This is a genomic window from Saccharopolyspora sp. NPDC002376 (genome assembly GCF_053593195.1).
In genome coordinates this window covers 50,072-69,952 of sequence record NZ_JBSFBZ010000002.1, presented here as the reverse complement: position 1 = coordinate 69,952, position 19,881 = coordinate 50,072, and the positions used below count along the sequence as shown (strand labels likewise).

The following is a 19,881-nucleotide window of genomic DNA, read 5'->3' as shown; positions in this document are numbered from 1 at the left end:
AGACCACCGATCACATGGATGTGGGCTCGCACGGACGGGACCACGCCCTCCCGCACCACACCGCCAGGGATTCCGGCCAGCCCTTGTCCATCGGCCGCCCCACGGTCTGCCCCTCCCCTTCCAACCGCCTCATGGGAAAGAGGACCGAATGACCGATCATCCGGAACTGAACTGGGCCGACGCCTCCGACCACGCCAACGCCACCCGCGGTCTCATCGACAAGCTGGATCCCTGCGTGATCCGCGACGCGGCCGACCGCGTCGTCTGGGACAACGACCGATGGGGCTTCCTGGAGCAGGATTGCCCGGAGGTCGTTAACCGCAGCCTGTGGCGGCAGAGCCGCCTCAATGCTCTCCAAGGCCTGTTCGAGGTGGTACCGGGGATCTACCAGGTGCGCGGGTTGGACATCTCCAACATGACGCTCGTGGAAGGCGAACGCGGCGTCATCGTCATCGATCCGCTGACCAGCATGGAGTGCGCGGCAGCGGGGCTCGCTCTGTACCGCCGCAACCGCGGCGACCGTCCGGTCACCGCCGTGGTCTACACCCACAGCCACGCCGACCACTTCGGCGGGGCCCCCGGGGTGACCACCGCTGAGGACGTCGCCGCAGGTCGGGTGCCGGTGATCGCCCCCTCCGGTTTCATGGAGAACGTCGGGGAGAACGCCTTCGTCGGCCCTGCGATGAGGTGCCGCGCCGTGTATATGTACGGGAGTTCGCTTCCCGCGGGCCAGGAGGGCATGGTCGGCTTCGGCGTCGCCCAGGGCATCTCCACCGGTACCGTCGGGCTGATCCCGCCGACTGTCACGGTCACGGAGACCGGCCAGGAGATGGTCTTTGATGGGGTCCGGTTCGTCTTCCAGCTCACGCCGGACGCCGAAGCCCCCTCGGAGATGAACTTCTACTTCCCCGATCACAGGGCTCTCCTGGTCGCCGACAACGTCGTGCGCACCCAGCACAACCTGGGCACCCTGCGCGGCGCTCTGGTGCGCGACGCCCACGCCTGGGCCAACTACCTCACCGAGACCATCCGGCTATTCGGCGAGAACGCCGAAGCCCTGATCGGCTCTCACAACTGGCCCACCTGGGGCCGTGCGGAGCTGTTGCGGCTGCTGTCCGAGCAACGCGACGCGTACTCGTATATCCATGATCAGTCGGTGCGGTTGATGAATCAGGGCCTGACGGCCGCCGAGATCGCCGAGGAGCTGTCCGAGCTGCCCGGCGACCTCGGCCGGGCCTGGCATCTGCGCGGCTACTATGGCTCGCTCAGCCACAACACCAAGGCCGTGTACCAGCGCTACATGGGCTGGTTCGACGGCAACCCGGCTCACCTGTGGCCGCACCCACCTGTGGAGGCGGGCAGGCGGTACGTGGAGTTCATGGGCGGTGCGGACACCACCGTCGAGAAGGCCCATGCCTGCTTCGACGTCGGCGATTACCGCTGGGTCGCCGAGGTCCTCAACCACGTCGTTTTCGCGTACCCCGACCATGCCGAGGCCCGCAGACTCCAGGCCCGCACCTTCGAGAAGCTCGCCTACGGCGCCGAAAACGGCACCTGGCGCAACTTCTACCTCACCGGGGCCCAGGAACTGCGCACCATGGCTCGTGAGAGCGTCATGCAGAAATGGGGACTGAGCGAGAACCTCCACCAGCTTGTGGGCCTGTCCAACCAGCAGATCTTCCAGGCGATGGCTGTCCGCCTCAACGGCCCCCGCGCCGCGGCACACCGGCTGCTTCTGCGCTGGGAGTTCACCGACAGCGGCGAGGTCTGGACACTCCTCATGGCCAACGGCGTCCTCACCCCCATGCTTGGTGACGCCCCGGGCGGGGAAGCCCCCCATCTGACGCTCCGGCTCACCCGCACCGAGCTCAACCGCGTCCTGGCCCGACACACCACCTTCGGGGACTCCACCATGGAGCTGGAAGGAGACATCACCGCGCTGACGACGCTGTACGACCTGCTGGAGACCCCACCAGGTTCCTTCGCGATCGCCACTCCGTAGCACTCGGCCCACGCGGCCAACCGCGACTACACCATCCACTTCGGACCGAGACAGCTGCCCCTGCGCGGTTCTTTGGCCGGTCACCCTCTACCGGCTTCCCGAACGGCGGCTCGTCGACAACCCCGACGGGGTCTGACTCTCCACCATCCAGAGTGAGAAGCCCACCGGCCCCGACCGGGCCGGCCAACTGGCTGCCCGCGCCCGACGGTCCGTTCCACACCAGCCTGCGGGTCTACGGCGCCCCGTCCTCGGTTCTCGACAGCACCTGGCACCTTCCAGAACTGGTACCCCATGACAGGGAATCCGCCGCCTGTTGAAGTCCCACCTCCACAGAGGCTCCAACACCATGCTCGCGACTCCACGAAGAGGATTCGCTCCGATGACCGGCTGACCGGCATGCCGCGCTCACTGGACTACCCACTGGTCGGGTAAGACGCGGTGCTCGCCGGTGTCGCCCACGCCGCAGCAGGGCGACTCGGTAGTTCTGCACATGCCCCACACGCCGTGGTTCCCGGTCGCCGACTTCTCCGCCCTGTGCGCCGCGGCACTTTGGAGATCCCTATGACCATTGATCAGCTCGACGTCGTGGACGGTTCCGCCCTCAGACGCAAGGGCTGGGGCATCCTTGCGGTGCTCTTCCTCCTGACGCTTGTCAACTACGCCGACAAGATCGTCGTGGGCCTCGTCGGCGTGGACATGATGAAGGAGGTGCCGTTAAGCCCTGAGCAGTTCGGCATCATCCAAAGCAGCTTCTTCTGGCTCTTCGCGATCGGCAGCATCGTCGGCGGCTGGCTCGTCGGCAAGTTGAAGGTCCGCTGGCTGCTCGGCGGCATCGCCGTGCTGTGGGCGATCAGCCTCGCCCCCATGATCGGACAGGTTAGCTTCACCCTCATCGTGGCCTGCCGCGTGATGCTCGGCTTCGCCGAAGGGCCCACCACCGCCTTGGCCATGTACGTGACGCACTCCTGGTTCCCGGCCAACAAGCGGGCGGTCCCGACCTCCCTGCTCTTTGCCGCCGCCGGCCTCGGCCCGGTGATCGCCGCCCCGGTGCTGACCTGGGTCATCGCAACCCACTCCTGGCACGCGGCGTTCGGCGTGCTGGTCGTGGTCGGCGTGCTGGTGGCGGCGCTGTGGTTGCTGATCGGCCGCGAGGGCCCCCTGACAGCCGACGCTGGCGGCCACGGGCACGGCGAGGCGATGCCCGTGGCGGTCCTGCCCGACCGCGTCCCGATGTACCGGCTGCTCGGCACCGGTACGGTCATCGGCCTGATGCTGCTGGTCTTCTCCGCGTACGCCACCACCGCGGTAAAGGCCACTTGGCTGCCGCTCTACCTGCGCCAGGGCCTGGGCTATGGTGCCGAGGCGACCGGCAAGCTGGTCGCGCTGGTGTACCTGGCCGCGGCCATCGCCATCGTCGCGGCCGGCGTCGTCTCCCGCATGATGACCAAGCGCGGCTTCTCAAACCGGGTCACCCGCGGCGTGCTGCCCGGCGCCCTGGTGCTGACGGGCGGCCTGACCACGATCGCCTTCTCCATGCTGGAGGCTGGCGTCCTGCAGATGGTCCTGATCGTGCTCACCTCCTGCCTGACTCCGGCGGGCTACGGCATCGCGTTCGCTGGCCTGGCCGATGTGGCACCGGCCAGGCAGCGGGGCGCCGTGTTCGGCATCGTCACCGCCTTCTACAGTCTCGGCGGAATCATCGCCCCGGTCGTTATCGGCAAGCTGGTCGGGGCCAGCGAGAAGTCCGCCGACGGCTACGGGCAGGGCTTCCTGATCCTGGGCGTCGCCTTGCTGATCGGCGGGCTGGCGGCGCTGGTGCTGGTCAACTCCGACCGGGACGCGGCCAAGCTGGCAGCCCGCGCGGAACGTGGTTATTGATGAGAGCTGGCTAGCCGCAGACACTGCAAGCTGGTCGACCTGACGGCTCAACCTGCTAGCCCGCCGCGGCGGCGGCCGAGTCCTCGCCCCTTCCGCCGACGGCCTGGGCGCCGCAGTCGTCGGCGACTACCTCCACGCCAAGCGCCGCCGCTAGCCCCTCGATCTCGGGAAATCGGTACCGTCTTGGTCCACCCGCGACGTATCGGCGATTCCGGGGACCGACGGCCTCCAAGCCCTGACGGACGTGCGGGGTCGGTCTGCGCTCACGCTAGGAACGTGCAAGACCGGAGCCGTCCCGGTGCAGCAGGCTGGTGAACCGGTCGGAGGGGCTGTCGCGCCGCTCCGGGTGACCGGATTCGAGAAAGGACCCCTGGATGTCCACGTCTGCTGTTCCTGTGAACCTCGCCGACAAGCTGGCGCAGTTCAGCGAGTTGTGGTCGCAGAAGAAAGTGGCTGCGATCAACGACTACGAGGTCAAGTTGGCCAAGCTGGAGGGGAATTCGTCTGGCACACCGACGAACTGTTCCTGGTCATCAGCGGGTGGCTCACCATCCAGCTCAGGGACACCGACGTGGTGCTGGAACCTGGCGAGTTGTTCGTGGTTCCCCGCGGGGTCGAGCACTGCCCCGTGGCGGACGAGGAGACTGCGATCCTGCTGTTCGAACCGGCGGGAAAGATGAATACCGGTGATGCGGGGGGACCGATGACCAAGGTGGCCAGAACCTCAGCTGATGGTCCACGAGTCGTGGTGAAGGGCGGCTTCAAGCTCGAAGGTGCTCTTCACCGCGCCTAGATCACTCGGTCGGGATGGCGATGGTCGGTTCCGGTTCCGGTTCCGGAGCGTGGCGGGCTCGTTTGTGGGGGAGGGCCTTGTTGTGGACGCCGGAGAGGAGTTCGTGGATGCCGTAGTGCTTCGGGTGGCGGTAGAGGGCCACGCAGAACACCACGAACAGCACGCCGATCGCTGCGAGGATCAGGAAACCGATCAGCAGGGTTTGCGATGCGCCGGCGATCGCCTTCAGTAGTTCCTTCGGCTCGTCTATCAGGGCGTGGGCGCCGCCGAGCAGAATCTCGCCCGGGAGGCTGAGGGCCGCCATCATGGCTGCTGGCATCAGCGTCGCGAGCGGCAGCATCGGCAGGGCGAGCAGCAGTGCGCGGAGCAGCAGGCGCCACGGGGCGGGGCGTTCGTCTTCGGGGCCGACGAGCTTCAGCAGCAGCAACCTCTTGCCCGGTGTGCCTCCGAGGGCCCAGGGCAGCAGGACGTAGTACACCACCAGGGTCAGCAGCAGGCTGGGGAACAGGCTGGGCACGAGGAGGAGCGCGGACGCCAGGGTGCAGAACAGCATCGCGAACGGCAGGATCGACAGGTCGACCAGGAAGGCGACCATGCGTCGGCCCAGCGGAACTGGGCGCCGGGCCAGGGCTTCGTCATCGATGGAGTCCAAAGCGGGCAGCCAGCGGGTCACCGGACCGGCCATCCACCAACCCAGCATCGCGCCGCCGGTGTTGGTGATCAGGTCGTCGATGTCGGTCAGGCGGTACGGGCACGGGTAGAGGCCCCACACGCCGGTGTACTGGGTGAACTCGAAGAACAGCGACGCCGCCAGGCCGATCGCGGCGGTGGTCGCGAAACCGCGCTTGAAGTGGTAGCGCAGGTACATGCCCAGCGGTACCAGCATCGCCACGTTCAGCAACGCCTGCCACACACCCGCGTTGTGCAGGACGAGGGCGCTGAAGCTGACCTCGCCGCCGGCTTCCTTCCAGATGTCGCCGAAGGTGTTTCCGGGAACCAGCTGCGGCTCCGCCATCTTCCGGTACTTCACGCACGCGTCCACCGCCTGCGAGGGCAGCGGGATCAGGGTCATGAAGAACGTGGTGAGCGCGTAGAACAGGAAGCTGTAGAACGAAAGCGTGCGCCAGCTCGACATGATGCCGTGTCGTCGGTAGGTGACCACCGCGGCGGGCAGGAACAGGACGAGGGCGAGCAACGGGAAGATGAGCGCTGCTGTCTTGATGGGCAGTAGGTGGACGCTTGACACAGAACATGACTATAATAGCCTGTTTCGGCCTCTGCCGACTGTTGTGAGTGAACCCTCGGGCGATTGCGGGAGGTGTAGAGGTGTTGGGAATACTGAGGGTTGGTCCTGCGCGGGAGTCAGGGAGATTGCGGGATCAGGGTGTCCAGTCCGTTCGGGAAATGGGTGGATCCTTGGTTGAAGGCAGCGTCGAAGTCATTGGTGGACAACTGCTTCCGTACTTCGGTGGTGATTCGGTCGACGTCGTCGCATTCGGCCGGGGGAAGGGGTGCGCCAGCCGAGGCGCGGGCTGCTGCCGCTGCGCCGAGCAGGCGGGCGGCTTGTTCCGGAGTGGTTGAGGCGCCTGCCAGGCCTTCGAGGGTGAGGGCGATTGCGCGGGGGTCGGCGACTCGGTGCGCGATCCGGTAGGCGGCGAGGTGATGTTCGCGGGCTTCGTCGACGTCACCGCGTTGTTCGGCGAGGAAGCCGAGTTCGGCGAGGATCAAGGTGTTGCCCGGTTCGAACTCCACCTGGCGGTGCCATTCGAGCACGCGGCGCAGGTGCTTTTCGGCTTCGGTGAAGCGACCTTCGCGGCGCGCTCCCAACGCCAGGCCGGTTTCGGCGTACATCTCGGCGGGAGTGAACCCGCGCTCGGCCGCCAGGCGCATCGCCCGCCCATGCAGCTCGTGCGCCCGCGGGTAGTCGTGCCTGAGCAGCGCGACCCGGCCGAGCCAGGACGTCTGGTAGGCCACCTCCGCCCACAGGCCGATGCTCTCCGCGCCGCGCAGGGCTTCGGTGTGGTGGCGCTCGGCGCTGGCGTAATCGCCGGTGATCCCGGCGATCGTGCCCAGCGCGTATGACGCTTGGGCCAGGCCCCAGCGATCACCGGTGGCGCGGAACAGCTCGGCGCTCCGCTCGGCATCGCGCGAAGCCGCGGCGAGGTTACCGCGGGCCATCAGGTGCGATGAGCGGTCACCCAGCGCTGCCGCCAGGCCCCAGCGGTCCTCCAGCGCGGTGAACTCCTCGACCAGTTCGTCGATCGCCGCCTCGGACGCCACCAGGTCCGCGATCGTGTACTGCGCGTGCGCGAGGAACCAGCGGGCTCGGGCGCGCTGCGCACGGTCGTCGATGTCCCGCCACGCCTCGATGTGTTCCACCGGCTCACCGGTCAGCAACGCGATCCCCGTGTACCACGCGGCTGCGTCGGTCCGAGCCGAACCCGAGCCGGTCAGCGCTGCCGCGAGCGACTGCCGGGCCTCGCTGAGCCTGCCGCGCAGGAACCAGTACCAGGACAGCGAGGTGACCAGCTGCAACGCCAGTTCCGGCGAGGCGTCGTCGAGCGCAGCGCGCAGATTGGCCGCCTCGGCGTCCAGCAGTTCGAGCCATCGACGCTGGTCAGGGCCGCGCAGCTGAGCTTCGGCCTGCTCGGCGAGGGCCGCGTAGTGCTCGTTGCGCCGCTGCCGCACGATGTCGTGCTCCTCGGCTTCGCGCAGCTGCTGCAGGCAGTAGGCGGCGACGCTGTCCAGCAGTCGGTAGCGGAACTCGCCGGTAGCGGTCTCCGTCGCGACCACCAGCGAGCGGTCCACCAGTCGAGCCAGCAAGTCCAGCACCTCGGCCGGGCGGACACCGTCGCCGGAACACACGGATTCGGCGGTGGCCAGCGTGCAACCATCGCGGTGGATCGCCAAGCGGCGCAACACGATTCGCTCCGCTGCCGGCAGCAGCTGCCAGCTCCAGTCGATCATCGCGTGCAGCGTCCGCTGGCGCTCCGGCGCGTCGCGGTGGCCGGAGTTCAGCAGCGCGAACCGATCGTCCAATCTGGACTCCAGCGTTCTCGCGCCGAGAACCCGGATTCGGGTGGCGGCCAGTTCCAGCGCCAGCGGAATCCCGTCGAGACGGCGGCAAATCGCTGCCACCGAAGCGGAATTGGAGGTATCGACGTCAAAACCCGGTGAGGTGGCAGCAGCTCGGGCGGTGAACAGCTGCACCGCAGCCGAGGTGCGGACGGAGTTGACGTCGGCGCCCGGATCGGGCACGGCCAGCGGAGACACCGGCAGCAGGGTCTCGCCCGCGATGCCTAGTGCCTCCCGGCTGGTGGCGAGGATCCGCAGCCCCGGCACCTTCCGCAGCAGCCGCGCGGCCATCGTCGCGACGGAGGTGATCACGTGCTCGCAGTTGTCGAGCACCAACAGGATTTCCTTCGCGCGCAACGCATCCACCAGTGGATCCGCCGTCGACAGCGCGGCCTCCTGTACGTCCAGCGCGGCGAGCACGGCGTGCTCCAGAGGACAGACGTCGGCCTCGGGCTGGATCCCGGCCAGCTCGACCAGCCACACGCCGTCCCGGAACGCCGCGCTGCGAGCCGATTCGATCGCCAGTCGCGTCTTGCCCACACCTCCCGGCCCGGTCAGCGTGACCAGCCGAGACGACCCCAGCAGCGCCAGCACCCGGGCGCTCTCGCCGTCCCGGCCGACCAGATCGGTCAGTGGGGTCGGCAAGTTGTGCGCGGCAGCCGACGGGGGAGCGAGCGAGGTGTCCTGGGCCAGCACGGCCTGCTGGAGTTCGACCAGCTCCGGGCTCGGGTCGATGCCCAGCTCATCGGCCAGCCGTTCCCGCAGGTCCGCGAGGCTGGCCAGCGCCTCGCTCTGCCGCCCAGCGCGGTAGAGCGCCCGCACCTGCAGCGCCCGCAGCCGTTCGCGCAGCGGGTTCGCGGCCACCAGCTCGCCGAGCTCACCGATAAGCGCGGCGTGTTCGCCCAGCTCCAGGCGGGTTTCGGCGAACTCCTCCAGCGCGTTGAGGTGCTCTTCGGTCAGGCGGTGGCGGGCAGCCTGCACGAACGGCTCGTCGGCGAAGTCAGCGAACGCAGGTCCCCGCCACAACGTCAGGGCATCGGCCAGCAGCGCCCGGCGCGCATCGGGGGACGCCGTCGTGCGGGCGTGCGAGACGAGACTGCGGAAGCGGTGCGCGTCGACGGCGTCCTGGTCGACGGCCAGCGCGTAACCGGCGGAGCGGTAGGTAACCAGCTCACGGCCGATGGCCTTGCGCAGCTGGGAGACCTTCGTTTGCAGCGTGTTCGTCGGTTTGCCGGGCGGTTCGGCGCCCCACAGGTCGTCGACGAGGCGATCCACCGACACCGGCCCGTCGTGCGCGAGCAGCGCGGCGAGCAGCACGCGGACCTTGACCTCGGGCACGACGACCGGTTCGCCTCCGGCGGTCCACACCCCCAACGGGCCGAGCACTCCGAAACGCACGCTCCCACCCTAGCCAGCGCGCCTGACACCCCAGCCGATCGTGCGTGGGCCGTGAGCGGTCCCCAGCAGGGTGGAGGCCGATGGAAGGAGTTGCAATGAATCAGAAGACGGTGTCCGTTCTCGGGCTCGGCGACATGGGATCAGCGCTGGCGAGCGCGCTGCTCGCGGCGGGCCATCAGGTCACGGTCTGGAACCGCACGGCTGCCAAGGCTGAGCCGCTGGTGGCCAAGGGTGCGACCAGCGCGGACACGGCCGCTGAGGCGATCTTGGCCTCCCGGCTCGTGGTGGTCTGCCTGCTCGACTACGACTCGGTGAGCCAGACGCTGGCCCCGCACACCGACGTGCTCGCCGGGCGCACCCTGGTCAACCTGACCAACGGCACGCCCGGCCAGGCCCGCGAGATGGCCGCCTGGGCGGCCGACCACGGCGCCGACTACCTGGACGGCGGCATCATGGCGGTCCCGCCGATGATCGCCACGCCTGCGGCGTTCGTGCTCTACAGCGGTCCGAGCGGGGCGTTCGAAGCCTGGCAGCCGGTGCTGGAGGCCTTCGGCGACAGCATCTACGTCGGCGACGACGCGGGTTCGGCGGCGCTGCAGGATCTAGCGCTGCTCTCCGGCATGTACGGGATGATCATGGGCGTCCTGCACGCCTTCGCCCTGATCCGCTCGACAGGAGGCTCGGCGCAGGAGTTCGCCCCGCTGCTGACCCGGTGGCTGCGGGGCATGAGCGTCTGGCCCGCGTCGGCGGCCGAGCAGATCGACACCGGCGACTACGGCAAGGACGTGGTCTCCAACCTCGGCATGCAGGCAGCCGGGTTCGTCAACCACTTCATCGCGGCGGAGGAGCAGGGCATCAGCGCCGAACTGCTCATGCCGCTGCACGCGCTGATGCAGCGCCGCGTCGCCGACGGCCACGGCGACGAAGACCTCACCGGCGTCATCGAACTGCTCAAGCGATGAAACCCGTTTTCAAACGAAAAGCCATGGAGCACAACATGAATCAGCCAGTAACCGTGATCGGTCTCGGCCCGATGGGGCAGGCGATGGTCAACTCCCTGCTCGACGCCGGGCACCCGGTGACGGTGTGGAACCGGACCGCGAGCCGCGCCGATGACGTGGTCGCTCGCGGTGCCGTTCGCGCCGAGACGCCGGCCGAGGCCGTGCAGGCCAGCGAGCTGGTGCTGCTGAGCCTGACCGATTACGCGGCGATGTACGACATCCTCGGCCAGGTCGAGGACCTCAGCGGCAAGGTGATCGTCAACCTCAGCTCGGACAGCCCGGAGGAGTCCCGCCGCGCCGCGGAGTGGACCGAGCAGCGCGGCGGCCGGTTCATCACCGGCGGCGTGATGGTGCCCGCCCCGGCGGTCGGCACCGAAGTGTCCTACGTGTACTACAGCGGCCCGCAGGACGTGTTCAACGCGCACGAGAAGACGTTGCAGGTCATCGGAAAGCCGCACCACATGGGCACCGATCCCGGCCTGGCGCAGCTGTTCTACCAGGCCAACCTGGACGTCTTCCTGACCGCCCTGTCGGCCTTCGTGCACGGCTCGGCGCTGCTCGGTTCGGCTGGGGTCCCGGCGAAGGACTTCGCGCCGTGGGCGGTGCAGGTCCTCCACCTGGCGGCCGACTTCCTGCCAGCCGCCGCCGAGCAGATCGACAACGACGACCACCCCGGTCACCTGAGCACGGCCAAGATGATGGGCGCCACGACCGACCACATCCTGGCGGCCAGCGCAGCGGCGGGCATCGACCTCGAACTGCCCCGCGCGATCAAGGCCCACTACGACCGCGCGATCGCCGCGGGCAAGGGCGGTGACAACTGGACCCGCCTGATCGACGGCATCCGGAACCCCAGCTGAGCACCAGGGCCGTGAGCGCTTTGGGTCGCTAACAACCCAAAGTACTCACGGCCCACCTCGCAACCCGCGCCTGCCGCGACTCCGCATCGGCACGAATCGCGCCAGCGCGAGCACGGCGATGCGCCGAAGTCCCGATCCCGCACGCTCGAACAGCATCACCTGCTCATCGCCGCCCGAACCGATGGGCTGCACCAGACGCCCGCCCGGTCGCAGCTGCTCGATCAGCGCCGCGGGCACCTCCAGCGCAGCGGCCGAGACCAGGACCGCGTCGAAAGGAGCCCGTTCCGGAACTCCTCGGCAGCCGTCGCCGACGACCAGATCGACGTTGTCCACGCCTTCAGCGTCCAGAACCCGCCCAGCCTGCTCGGACAGATCCGCCCACCACTCGATGCTGACCACGTCACCGGCCAGCCCCGCGAGCAGCGCGGTCTGGAACCCCGCGCCGGTGCCGACCTCCAGAACGTGCTCATCGCCAGCGAGGGCGAGACCTTCCAGCATCAGCGCCGACAGCGAAGGTTGCGTGGTGACCTGGTCATGACCGATCAACAGGGGCACATCGGCATAGACAGCGCGGCGGTCTTCCAGCGGCGCGAACGCCCCGCGCGGTGTTGCGCGCAACGCGGTGAGCACGCGCTCGTCGCTCACACCCGCGCGTCGAGCCGCGCGAACGAGATCCTCGGGCCCAGCGGAATACATCGACCTGCTCCCACTCGCATCATCAACCGTCAGCCCCACGACGACAAGCAGATCGAGCGCTGCCACCCTCCACGGGATCAGCTCGAACGCAGCGCCGGCGTCGCGGATCGTTGCAGGCGCAGCGCTACCAGCAGGAGGAGCGCACCGCACGTCGCGGAGCCGGTGGTGAATCCGGCGGCGAGCACCGCGACGACGGCCGCGATGGCGATGACCACACCTGCTGCGGCGAGTCCGGGCGTGCGAGGCGGCGGTCCGATGGGGCCGCGCTCGAACCGGCCCACCCAGGCGGCCAGCGGGATGAGGAACAGCGCGATCCCGGCCAGCCACACGGGTCGGGTCAGCCACCACGCGGTGCCGAGCGGCTCCGGCCACGGGAATCGCAGCACCAGCAGTACGGCGGCGAGCAGTGCCAGGGCGGGCATGTGCCAGAGGTAGGCGGTCAGCGAGTGCTTGCCGATCAAGTCGACGGCGGTGCGCAGCCGCGGCTGGCTCATGAGGACCGAGAGACGCGCGCTGACCAGCGACAACAGGCACACCTGGACGATGCCGAGCAGCACCAGGTTGATGGTCGGCGGGTTGAGGTTGGCCAGCATGTCGGCAGGGTAGGGGCCGACGGTCGTGCTGGTCAGCAGCAGCGCGAACGCGCCGAGCGCCAGACCCAGCAACTGGCCGTTCGACCGGAACCGGAACCAGCCGTCGGCGTACCAGAACCCGATCTGCTGGACGGCCAGCCAGACGAAGGCGAGGTTGCCGAACCCGATTCCCGGCGAACCGGTGGCGATCGACAGCAGGTCGACACCGATCGCGGCCGAGACGAGCAGCGCCAGCGTCGCCCGCGGCGCGCGCTCGTGCTGCCGGGACAACAGCGGCACCAGAGCGGAAGTTCCCAGGTAGACGCCGATGAACCACATCGGTTGGCTCAGCCGGAAACCGAGCTGTGCCAACAGGTCCGGCGAAACACCGGCCGCGCTCGCCACCGCCAGCACACCGGCGATCACCGCGAAGGCGACGAGAGCGGGACGGGCGAGCCGGGTGAGGCGGACCCGGACGAAGTCGGCCGGCGTCGCACCGGAACTGCGCATCCGGCGCCACTGCGTGATGCCCGCGAATCCGCCGACGACGAAGAACAACGGCATTACCTGGATGACCCAGGAGACCGGCGTGAACCACCGCTGGTTCTCCAGCGCATTCGTGATCTGAGTTCCCGACGGGCCGATCTCGATGCCCGCCATCGTGGCGTGCAGGACGATGACGACGACCAGGCAACCGGCTCTGACCAGGTCGAGAACTCGGTCGCGGGATGCTCCTGGAGCGGCGGTCGGCGCCGGTGCAGAAGACGTGCGCGTATTGGCCACTTTCGCTTCTCCCCGTGAAGAAGTCCGGACGAATTCCGGACTGGAAAAGCGTATGAATTCAGCGGCCTTCACCGCGTCCGTCTGGGGAGCGCATTCAAGACCCCTACCGCGGTAGGGGATGACCCACCCCGGGTACGGGCCGTCAGGAGCCGTTGGCCGAGACCAGACCGCATTCGTAGGCGAGGATGACGGCCTGCACCCGGTCGCGGATCCCCAGCTTGCCGATGATGCGACTGACGTGGCTCTTCACGGTCTGCTCGGCGATGAACAGCGCGTCGGCGATCTCGCTGTTCGTGAACCCCTGCGCGACGAGCACCAGCACCTCGCGCTCCCGTTCGGTGAGCGCGGCCAGCCGGGGTGCGGTGGCCGGGCGCGGCGGGGCGGACCGGGCGAAGTGCTCGATCATCCGGCGCGTCACCGTCGGCGCCAGCAGCCCGTCACCGGCGGCGACCACGCGCACGGCCGAGACCAGATCGGCGGGCAGCGCGTCCTTGAGCAGGAATCCGCTGGCCCCGGCCCGGATCGCTTCGTAGACGTAGTCGTCGATGTCGAAGGTCGTCAGCATCAGCACGCGGGGCACGTGCTCGACGGCTGCGGGCGGGTTCATCAGCTGCCGCGTCGTGTCGATCCCGTTGAGCACCGGCATCCGCACGTCCATCACGACGACGTCCGGGCGGTGGGCGTGGGAGATCTCGATCGCCCGCGCGCCGTTGTCCGCCTCGCCCACCACTTCCATGTCGGGCTGGGCGCCGAGCAGGGCGGCGAACCCGGCTCGCACCATCGCTTGGTCGTCGACGACGAGAACCTTGATGGTCAATGGACTTCCCGCTCCTGCGAATCGTCGCCCACGCGCAGTGGGAGAACCGCTCGTACTTCGTAACCGCCGTCATCGAAATGTCCGAAGTGGACACTTCCGCCGACGACCGCGGCCCGCTCCTGCATGCCGACGAGGCCGTGCCCGCCGCCCGGCACCGGCGACACCGCCCGTTCCGGAGCACCGTTGCGCACGATGATCGTCAGCTCACCGCCGGAGCGGGTGAAATGCACTTCGGTGCGCGCGCCGGGGGCGTGTCTGGTCACGTTGCTCAACGCCTCCTGCACGATGCGAAACGCCGCGATGCCGGCGATTTCGCTGCCCGTCCGGTCTTCCAGCAACTCCGTGCCGTGCGCGGAGACGTCCATCCCCGCGCGGCGAGAGCTGTCGATCAGCTCCGGAACGCGAGCCCAGCCCGGTTGCGGGAGGAGTTCGCCGCCGCTCTGGCCGTCCCGCAGAACCCCCAGCACGCTGCGCATCTCGCGCAACGCCTGCCGGGACGCCGCCGCCATCTCGTCGAACTCCGCGACGAGAGCTGGATCGAGGTGCGGGTGCCGGTACTGCGCGGTGGTCGCCTGCACGCTGATGAGCGACATGCTGTGCGCGACCACGTCGTGCAGCTCGCGGGCGATCCGCGTCTTCTCCTCGGCGATCACGCGCTTGGCGTGCTCGTCGGAGGTGAGCCTGCGCTCCTGCACGAGCTGCGCGGAGATCTGGCGCCACTGCCGCACCACCAGCGCGCCGCCGAGCGCACCACCGGTGACCGTGCCGAACAGGAAGAGGTTTCCCGCCACGGAGGTCGCCGCCACGGCATGCGGTACGAGCACGGCAGCTCCGTTTGCTGCCACGGCGCCACCGAACCAGCACCGCAGGCCGGTCTGCCATCCCCAGCGCACGCCTAGCGCGCTGATCAGCAGACTTTGGCCGACCAGCGTCGTCACCGAGACCGGCCAGATGGCCGCGGGATCGTCGCTGCCGGCTGCCAACGCAAGCAGGAACACGGCTGCGCTGGAGAGGGCGATCGCGGTCCGAGGGCGGAAGAACGCGATGCCGATCGATCCGGTGTGGGCGATGCTGAGCAGGAACGCCAGCACCACCGGCATCCCGAGCACCGCGGCGTTGACCGGGATGGCCACGGCCGTCAGCGACAACGCGAGAACACCAAGCACGGCCGTGGCCCAGACGACGGGCTTCACCTGGGGGCGTGGCGGTCCGTCCGGATCGCCTCCGCGCTTGGACTTCGCCATCGGGAGAGGCTTCAACTCCACAGCTCGTAGAGATCTTCGACGAGAGTACCCGCCGCGGCCGCCATACTGCGGTCGTGAGTGTTTGAGGGTGCTCTGAGGCCCCGGAACACTCACGACCCCAGCCCCGCAACCAGGCCTGCGCTAGGGATAGATGAGGCGGACTTCGGCTGCGTGGGCGAAGAGCTCCGCTGCGTTGGCGGGGGAGCGGAAGGTTCCGCTGCCCCGGCCATCGGTGCTGACGACTTCCGCCCGGTCGGCGAAGGCGAGCCCCCAGGCGATCACCCTGCCTTCGGTGAGTTCCCACTCGGTTTCATCGCGGTCCAGCTCGCAAAGCGCGAAAAGCTGTGGTGCGCAGTGGATTTCGTCCCGAACCAAGGCGTACTCCTCGGGCTCCGGGGTCCAGATGCCGGCATCGGTCGCGGCCATAGCGCCTCCCTGGGTGGCTGATCAATGACCAGTTGAACGTACTGCGATACGTATCGCAGTTGGTATCGCTAGATCGGCTGGTGTGACAGTCTGTGTTCGCGACTGGGACCATGTGTGACCGTTGGCGGCTTTCGGAGGTGTGCTGGTGTCAGGACGAAACGACCCATCTGCGCTGCGGTGGTTGATCGGCGTCGAGTTGTCCGCGTACCGCAAGCAGGCCGGGCTGACGCTGGCCGAGCTCGCTGCGGAAACCGGCATCACCAAGCCGAAGCTCGGGCACATGGAAAGCGGCCGCTACCAGCAACATCAGGACGACATCGCGGCAGTGTTGCGGGCCTGCGGTGCGGGTGAGCGGGCAGTTGACCGGCTCGCGTCCTTGAGCGGCCGGGCGGACTCGAAGTCGTGGTGGGCACCTTGGGCGCACGTCGTGCCGGATTGGCTGAAGACCTTCGTCGGGCTGGAAGGCCTTGCAGAGTCCGAGTTCGTGTATCAGCCGTCAGTTCTGCCTGGGTTGATGCAGACCGAGGACTACGCGGCGGCGTTGACCACTTCGACGGGCTTCGTTCGACAGAACCACAACGAGCGTTTCGTCTCGTTCCGGTTGGCTCGGGCTCAGCGCTTGCGGGATGAGAACCCGCTGCATGTACATGCCGTGGTCGGAGAGGATGCACTTCGCCTGGCAGTCGGGGATTCGGAGACGCGCATAGCGCAGTTCGGGCACATCCTTGAGCTTGCCGCGTTGCCCAACTTCACGCTCCAGGTCCTGCGGCCGGACCTCGGTCCGCACGATGCACTTGGAGCTGGGCAGTTCTTCGTTCTCCACTTCGAGGAGGCGCGGCCGATCGCGTACACCGAGCTTCTCGATGGAGCTGTCTACGTTCAGGACCCAGATGACGTGCGGACATATACGCTGGTTGCGGAAAACTTGCAACATGTAGCGCTGGATCCAACCGAATCGGTGACGTTTGTGAAAGCGCTGATGTCGGAGACGTAGCCGGAGGGCCACCATGTCAGCCCTGATTTGGAAGAAGTCGAGTTACAGCGCCAACAACGGGATGTGCGTTGAGGTTGCGCACGCGGTCGCCAACGAGACCGAGTGGCGGAAGTCCAGCCGCAGTGCCAGGAACGGTGAGTGCGTCGAGGTTGCCTTGGCGGAGAGCGTTGTCGGGGCTCGGGATTCGAAGGATCCCGGTGGGCCGGAGCTCTGGTTCCGCGGGGTTCGGTGGGGTGGGTTCGTCGCCGCGGTGAAGGCCGGGCGGTTCGACCTGCCTGCTTGAGGAGGTAGCGAAAAGGGCCGGTGGGGCGCACCCACCGGCCCTTCTCATGCGGTGCTCACTAGCCGTTGAAGGTGCTGATCACCTCGGGGTGGGCGTCGGCCCACTTCTTGGCGGCCTGCTGCTCCTGGCCCTTCTCGGCGTTGTTGATTTCGTTCTCAAGCGAGGACAGCTGCTCGTCGGTCAGCTTGAACTTCTTGACCATGTCGGTGACCTCGGGGAAGTCCTTGCTGAAGCCGGCGCGGCCGATCGCGTGCAGCTCTTCGGCCTTGCCCATCGCGCCCTTCGGGTCCGTCAGGTCCTTCAGGGGGTAGCGGGCGTAGGCCCAGTGCGGGTGCCACAGGGTCACCACGATCGGCTTCTGATCCTGGACCGCCTTGTCCAGCGACGCCAGCATCGCCGTGGTCGAGGAGGTCTGCAGCTGGTACTCACCGCCCAGACCGTAGGCCGGCATCATGCTGTCCTTCGTGGTGCGGGTCAGCCCGGCGCCCGGGTCGATGCCGGTGATCGCGCCGCCGAACTCGGCGCTCTTGCCCTTGAGGTCCTCGATCGAGTTGACGTCGGTCATGTACTTCGGCACCGCGATGTTCAGCGTGCCCTGGTCGTACCAGATGCCGAGGTCCTCGAGCTTGGGGCCGTACTGCTTCCAGTAGTCGGCGTGGGTCTGCGGCAGCCAGCCGTCCAGGAAGAGGTCCGGGTTGCCCTGGGCGAGCCCGGCGTAGATCGGGCCGACCTCCAGCTCGGTGGTGTTGACCGTGTAGCCCTTGCGTTCCAGCAGCTCCTTGTAGAGGTAGGTGACCGCGATGTCCTCGTCCCAGGCGATGTAGCCGATGTTGATCGTCTTGGCTTCTTGCCCGGTCTGGGCGCTGCGACCACCGCACCCGGCGGCGACCACGACCAGTGCGGCCAGCGCGGCGATGAGCGCGCAGAGTCTCCGTGATCTTCTGCTGGACAACATTCGTACCTGCCTTTCTGCGACGGCTGCTGATCCGGGGCTCATCCGGTCTTGGCCGCTTTGCGCTCCGCCCGCGCCACTGGCGAGCGGTCCGAGAGCACGGCGGTGATCCGGTCCAGGTAGACCGCCAGGATCACCACCGCGAGTCCGGCTTCGAAACCTTGGGCGAGCCGGACCCGGGTGACGGCTTCGTAGATGTTCGAACCCAGTCCGGGGGCGCCGACCATGCCTGCGATGACCACCATCGACAGGGCCAGCATGATCACCTGGTTGACGCCGGCCATGATCGACGGCATGGCCAGCGGCAGCTGGATGCCGGTGAGGATCTTGCGGCTCGGCGAGCCGAACGCCTCGCCCGCCTCGACCACCTCGCGGTCCACCTGCCGGATGCCCAGCTCGGTGAGCCGCACGCCCGGCGGCAGCGCGAAGATCACGGTAGCTACCACGCCCGGTACCTCACCGATGTTGAAGAACACGATGACCGGGACCAGGTAGACGAACGCCGGCATGGTCTGCATCAGATCCAGCACCGGCCGCAGGATCGTGCTCGCCTTGCTGTTGCGCGCCATCAGGACGCCCAGCGGGATGCCGATCGCGATCGCGATGACGGTGGCCACCAGCACCAGCGACAGGCTCTGCATCGCCGGGCCGAACTCCTGCATGCTGGCGATCAGGCCGAAGCCGATCAGGCTGAACAGGCCGAATTTCCAGCTGCGCAGCCACCAGCCGAGGGCGGCGAATATCAGCACCATGGCCAGCACGGGAAGCCAGTTCAGCGCGAAGGTCAGTCCGGAGACGGCTGAGCTCAGCACCAGGTTGATGAAGTCGAACACCGGGCCGATGTTGTTGTTCAGCCAGTTGACGATCGCCTCGAACCAGGCGCCGACCGGGATGCGCGGAAGTTCGTACTGGGTCGGGAAGGGGAGTGCTTCACGCATCGGAGGCCTCCTTGACCGCCGCGGGCACCTCGGCCTCGCGGCTCAACGCCTCGAAGACCGCAGCAGGCGTCACCGCGCCGAGCACGCGCCGCTCGTCGTCGACCACCGGTACCGGGCCCGGATGATCGCCCAACCGCAGGAACAGCTCCTTCATCGGAGTGTCGGCGGGCACCGGTTCCGCGCCGTCCGGCGCGGTGACCTGCGGATCCGCCAGTGCTGCCGCGGTGAGCACCCGGCTGCGGTCGACGTCCTGGACGAACTTGGCCACGTACTCGTCGGCCGGTTCGCGCAGGATCTGCTCGGCGGTGCCGATCTGGACGATCCGTCCGGCGCGCATCATCGCGATGCGGTCGCCCAGGCGCATCGCCTCGTTGAGGTCGTGGGTGATGAAGATGATCGTCTTGCCCAGCTTGGCGTTGAGGTTGAGCAGCTGGTCCTGCATCTCCCGCTTGATCAGCGGGTCCAGCGCGCTGAACGCCTCGTCCATCAGCAGGACGTCGGTCTGCGCGGCCAGGGCGCGTGCCAGGCCGACGCGCTGCTGCATCCCGCCGGAGAGCTGCTGCGGGTACCGGTCGCCCCAGCCCTCCAGGCCCACCAGGTTCAGCGCCTCGGTGGCCCGTTCCACCAGGTCGCTCTTGCTCGCGCCGCGGATCATCAGCCCGTACGCGGCGTTGTCCAGCACCGTTCGGTGCGGGAACAGCGCGAAGTGCTGGAAGACCATGCTCATCTTCTCCTGGCGCATGGTGCGCAGGGCCTTGCTCGACATCGCGGTGATGTCCTCACCGTCGACGAGCACCTGGCCGGAGGTGGGCGTGAGCAGCCCGTTGAGCATTCGGATCAGGGTCGACTTGCCGGAGCCGGACAGGCCCATGACGACGAACGTCTCGCCCTCGGCCACCTCGAACGACGCGTCCACCACCGCGGCAGTGGCGCCGGCGGCTTTGATCTCGTTCTGGTCGGCTCCGGCCTCCAGGCGGCGTACCAGGTCCGTCGGCTGCGGCCCGAAGATCTTGTAGAGCCGTTCCACTCGTACCGATGTCACCGATCGCCTCCACCCGCATCGCCGGCACCGGTGGTCCGCACCCGTACCGGGGGCAGCGCGAATTCATCGGACCAGCCGACGATAACGATGCCCGAATTCGTGTTCTAGTCCTTTCGATGTAGTTCGA

General features: G+C 68.0%; 17 protein-coding genes. 7 read left to right on the top strand and 10 right to left on the bottom strand.

Features of this window, described 5'->3' with window-relative positions; genetic code table 11:
- The first annotated feature begins 148 nt into the window (after nt 1–148).
- From ACWCO2_RS02050 to ACWCO2_RS02040, 3 genes are all read left to right on the top strand, one after another.
- On the top strand, nt 149–2,002 hold the full coding sequence (locus tag ACWCO2_RS02050) for an alkyl/aryl-sulfatase (RefSeq protein ID WP_450125837.1): 1,854 nt from the start codon (nt 149–151) through the stop codon (nt 2,000–2,002).
- A gap of 561 nt (nt 2,003–2,563) precedes the next feature.
- Complete coding sequence (locus ACWCO2_RS02045) at nt 2,564–3,880, top strand: MFS transporter (protein WP_450125836.1); 1,317 nt, start codon at nt 2,564–2,566, stop codon at nt 3,878–3,880.
- A 298-nt stretch (nt 3,881–4,178) separates the two neighbouring features.
- On the top strand, nt 4,179–4,673 hold the full coding sequence (locus ACWCO2_RS02040; RefSeq protein WP_450125835.1) for a cupin domain-containing protein: 495 nt from the start codon (nt 4,179–4,181) through the stop codon (nt 4,671–4,673).
- A 1-nt stretch (nt 4,674) separates the two neighbouring features.
- On the opposite strand, the gene ACWCO2_RS02035 is transcribed toward ACWCO2_RS02040, so the two are convergent.
- Entirely contained in the window at nt 4,675–5,919 is a 1,245-nt protein-coding gene (locus ACWCO2_RS02035; RefSeq protein ID WP_450125834.1) for a VanZ family protein, read from the bottom strand.
- 116 nt (nt 5,920–6,035) lie between these two features.
- Nucleotides 6,036–9,146 carry a BTAD domain-containing putative transcriptional regulator gene (locus tag ACWCO2_RS02030; protein ID WP_450125833.1) on the bottom strand — a complete coding sequence of 1,037 codons (3,111 nt, stop codon included), beginning with the start codon at nt 9,144–9,146 and terminating at the stop codon, nt 6,036–6,038.
- Between the two features lie 80 nt (nt 9,147–9,226).
- Here ACWCO2_RS02030 and ACWCO2_RS02025 point away from each other — a divergent pair, with 80 nt between their 5' ends.
- Nucleotides 9,227–10,108 carry an NAD(P)-dependent oxidoreductase gene (locus tag ACWCO2_RS02025; RefSeq protein ID WP_450125832.1) on the top strand — a complete coding sequence of 294 codons (882 nt, stop codon included), beginning with the start codon at nt 9,227–9,229 and terminating at the stop codon, nt 10,106–10,108.
- A gap of 35 nt (nt 10,109–10,143) precedes the next feature.
- A complete protein-coding gene (locus ACWCO2_RS02020) occupies nt 10,144–11,007 on the top strand; it encodes an NAD(P)-dependent oxidoreductase (RefSeq protein WP_450125831.1) in 864 nt (287 codons plus the stop codon).
- Between the two features lie 45 nt (nt 11,008–11,052).
- Here ACWCO2_RS02020 and pcm read toward each other — a convergent pair whose 3' ends face one another.
- From pcm to ACWCO2_RS01995, 5 genes are all read right to left on the bottom strand, one after another.
- Complete coding sequence (gene pcm / locus ACWCO2_RS02015; RefSeq protein WP_450125830.1) at nt 11,053–11,703, bottom strand: protein-L-isoaspartate O-methyltransferase; 651 nt, start codon at nt 11,701–11,703, stop codon at nt 11,053–11,055.
- Nucleotides 11,704–11,780: 77 nt separating this feature from the next.
- The gene (locus ACWCO2_RS02010; RefSeq protein WP_450125829.1) at nt 11,781–13,058 is read right to left on the bottom strand and encodes an acyltransferase family protein; all 1,278 of its coding nucleotides are present in this window, start codon (nt 13,056–13,058) and stop codon (nt 11,781–11,783) included.
- A gap of 142 nt (nt 13,059–13,200) precedes the next feature.
- Nucleotides 13,201–13,875: a response regulator gene (locus ACWCO2_RS02005; RefSeq protein ID WP_450125828.1), complete on the bottom strand. Its 675-nt coding sequence runs from the start codon at nt 13,873–13,875 to the stop codon at nt 13,201–13,203.
- Complete coding sequence (locus ACWCO2_RS02000) at nt 13,872–15,119, bottom strand: sensor histidine kinase (protein WP_450125827.1); 1,248 nt, start codon at nt 15,117–15,119, stop codon at nt 13,872–13,874. Before ACWCO2_RS02000 ends, ACWCO2_RS02005 begins: the two co-directional genes overlap by 4 nt.
- A gap of 141 nt (nt 15,120–15,260) precedes the next feature.
- A complete protein-coding gene (locus ACWCO2_RS01995) occupies nt 15,261–15,545 on the bottom strand; it encodes a hypothetical protein (protein ID WP_450125826.1) in 285 nt (94 codons plus the stop codon).
- A 181-nt stretch (nt 15,546–15,726) separates the two neighbouring features.
- Here ACWCO2_RS01995 and ACWCO2_RS01990 point away from each other — a divergent pair, with 181 nt between their 5' ends.
- Together ACWCO2_RS01990 and ACWCO2_RS01985 are read left to right on the top strand one after the other, a co-directional pair.
- Nucleotides 15,727–16,539, top strand: a complete 813-nt coding sequence (locus ACWCO2_RS01990) for a helix-turn-helix domain-containing protein (protein WP_450125825.1) — start codon at nt 15,727–15,729, stop codon at nt 16,537–16,539.
- A gap of 13 nt (nt 16,540–16,552) precedes the next feature.
- On the top strand, nt 16,553–16,822 hold the full coding sequence (locus ACWCO2_RS01985) for a DUF397 domain-containing protein (RefSeq protein WP_450125824.1): 270 nt from the start codon (nt 16,553–16,555) through the stop codon (nt 16,820–16,822).
- A gap of 58 nt (nt 16,823–16,880) precedes the next feature.
- Here ACWCO2_RS01985 and ACWCO2_RS01980 read toward each other — a convergent pair whose 3' ends face one another.
- From ACWCO2_RS01980 to ACWCO2_RS01970, 3 genes are read right to left on the bottom strand one after another with little or no spacing between them, the layout of a single operon-like run.
- The gene (locus ACWCO2_RS01980) at nt 16,881–17,777 is read right to left on the bottom strand and encodes a glycine betaine ABC transporter substrate-binding protein (protein ID WP_450125823.1); all 897 of its coding nucleotides are present in this window, start codon (nt 17,775–17,777) and stop codon (nt 16,881–16,883) included.
- A gap of 38 nt (nt 17,778–17,815) precedes the next feature.
- Nucleotides 17,816–18,712, bottom strand: a complete 897-nt coding sequence (locus ACWCO2_RS01975; RefSeq protein ID WP_450125822.1) for an ABC transporter permease — start codon at nt 18,710–18,712, stop codon at nt 17,816–17,818.
- The gene (locus ACWCO2_RS01970) at nt 18,705–19,739 is read right to left on the bottom strand and encodes a quaternary amine ABC transporter ATP-binding protein (RefSeq protein WP_450126008.1); all 1,035 of its coding nucleotides are present in this window, start codon (nt 19,737–19,739) and stop codon (nt 18,705–18,707) included. The genes ACWCO2_RS01975 and ACWCO2_RS01970 overlap by 8 nt, the downstream gene beginning before the upstream one ends.
- Between the last annotated feature and the right edge of the window lie 142 nt (nt 19,740–19,881).

What these genes read in the sequence shown, in the direction of transcription:
- ACWCO2_RS01975 (WP_450125822.1), bottom strand. Translation starts at nt 18,712, where the DNA reads ATGCGTGAAGCACTCCCCTTCCCGACCCAGTACGAACTTCCGCGCATC.
- ACWCO2_RS02025 (WP_450125832.1), top strand. Translation starts at nt 9,227, where the DNA reads ATGGAAGGAGTTGCAATGAATCAGAAGACGGTGTCCGTTCTCGGGCTC.
- ACWCO2_RS01985 (WP_450125824.1), top strand. Translation starts at nt 16,553, where the DNA reads ATGTCAGCCCTGATTTGGAAGAAGTCGAGTTACAGCGCCAACAACGGG.
- ACWCO2_RS01995 (WP_450125826.1), bottom strand. Translation starts at nt 15,545, where the DNA reads ATGGCCGCGACCGATGCCGGCATCTGGACCCCGGAGCCCGAGGAGTAC.
- ACWCO2_RS02020 (WP_450125831.1), top strand. Translation starts at nt 10,144, where the DNA reads ATGAATCAGCCAGTAACCGTGATCGGTCTCGGCCCGATGGGGCAGGCG.
- ACWCO2_RS02045 (WP_450125836.1), top strand. Translation starts at nt 2,564, where the DNA reads ATGACCATTGATCAGCTCGACGTCGTGGACGGTTCCGCCCTCAGACGC.
- ACWCO2_RS01980 (WP_450125823.1), bottom strand. Translation starts at nt 17,777, where the DNA reads ATGTTGTCCAGCAGAAGATCACGGAGACTCTGCGCGCTCATCGCCGCG.
- ACWCO2_RS02000 (WP_450125827.1), bottom strand. Translation starts at nt 15,119, where the DNA reads ATGGCGAAGTCCAAGCGCGGAGGCGATCCGGACGGACCGCCACGCCCC.
- pcm (WP_450125830.1), bottom strand. Translation starts at nt 11,703, where the DNA reads ATGTATTCCGCTGGGCCCGAGGATCTCGTTCGCGCGGCTCGACGCGCG.
- ACWCO2_RS02050 (WP_450125837.1), top strand. Translation starts at nt 149, where the DNA reads ATGACCGATCATCCGGAACTGAACTGGGCCGACGCCTCCGACCACGCC.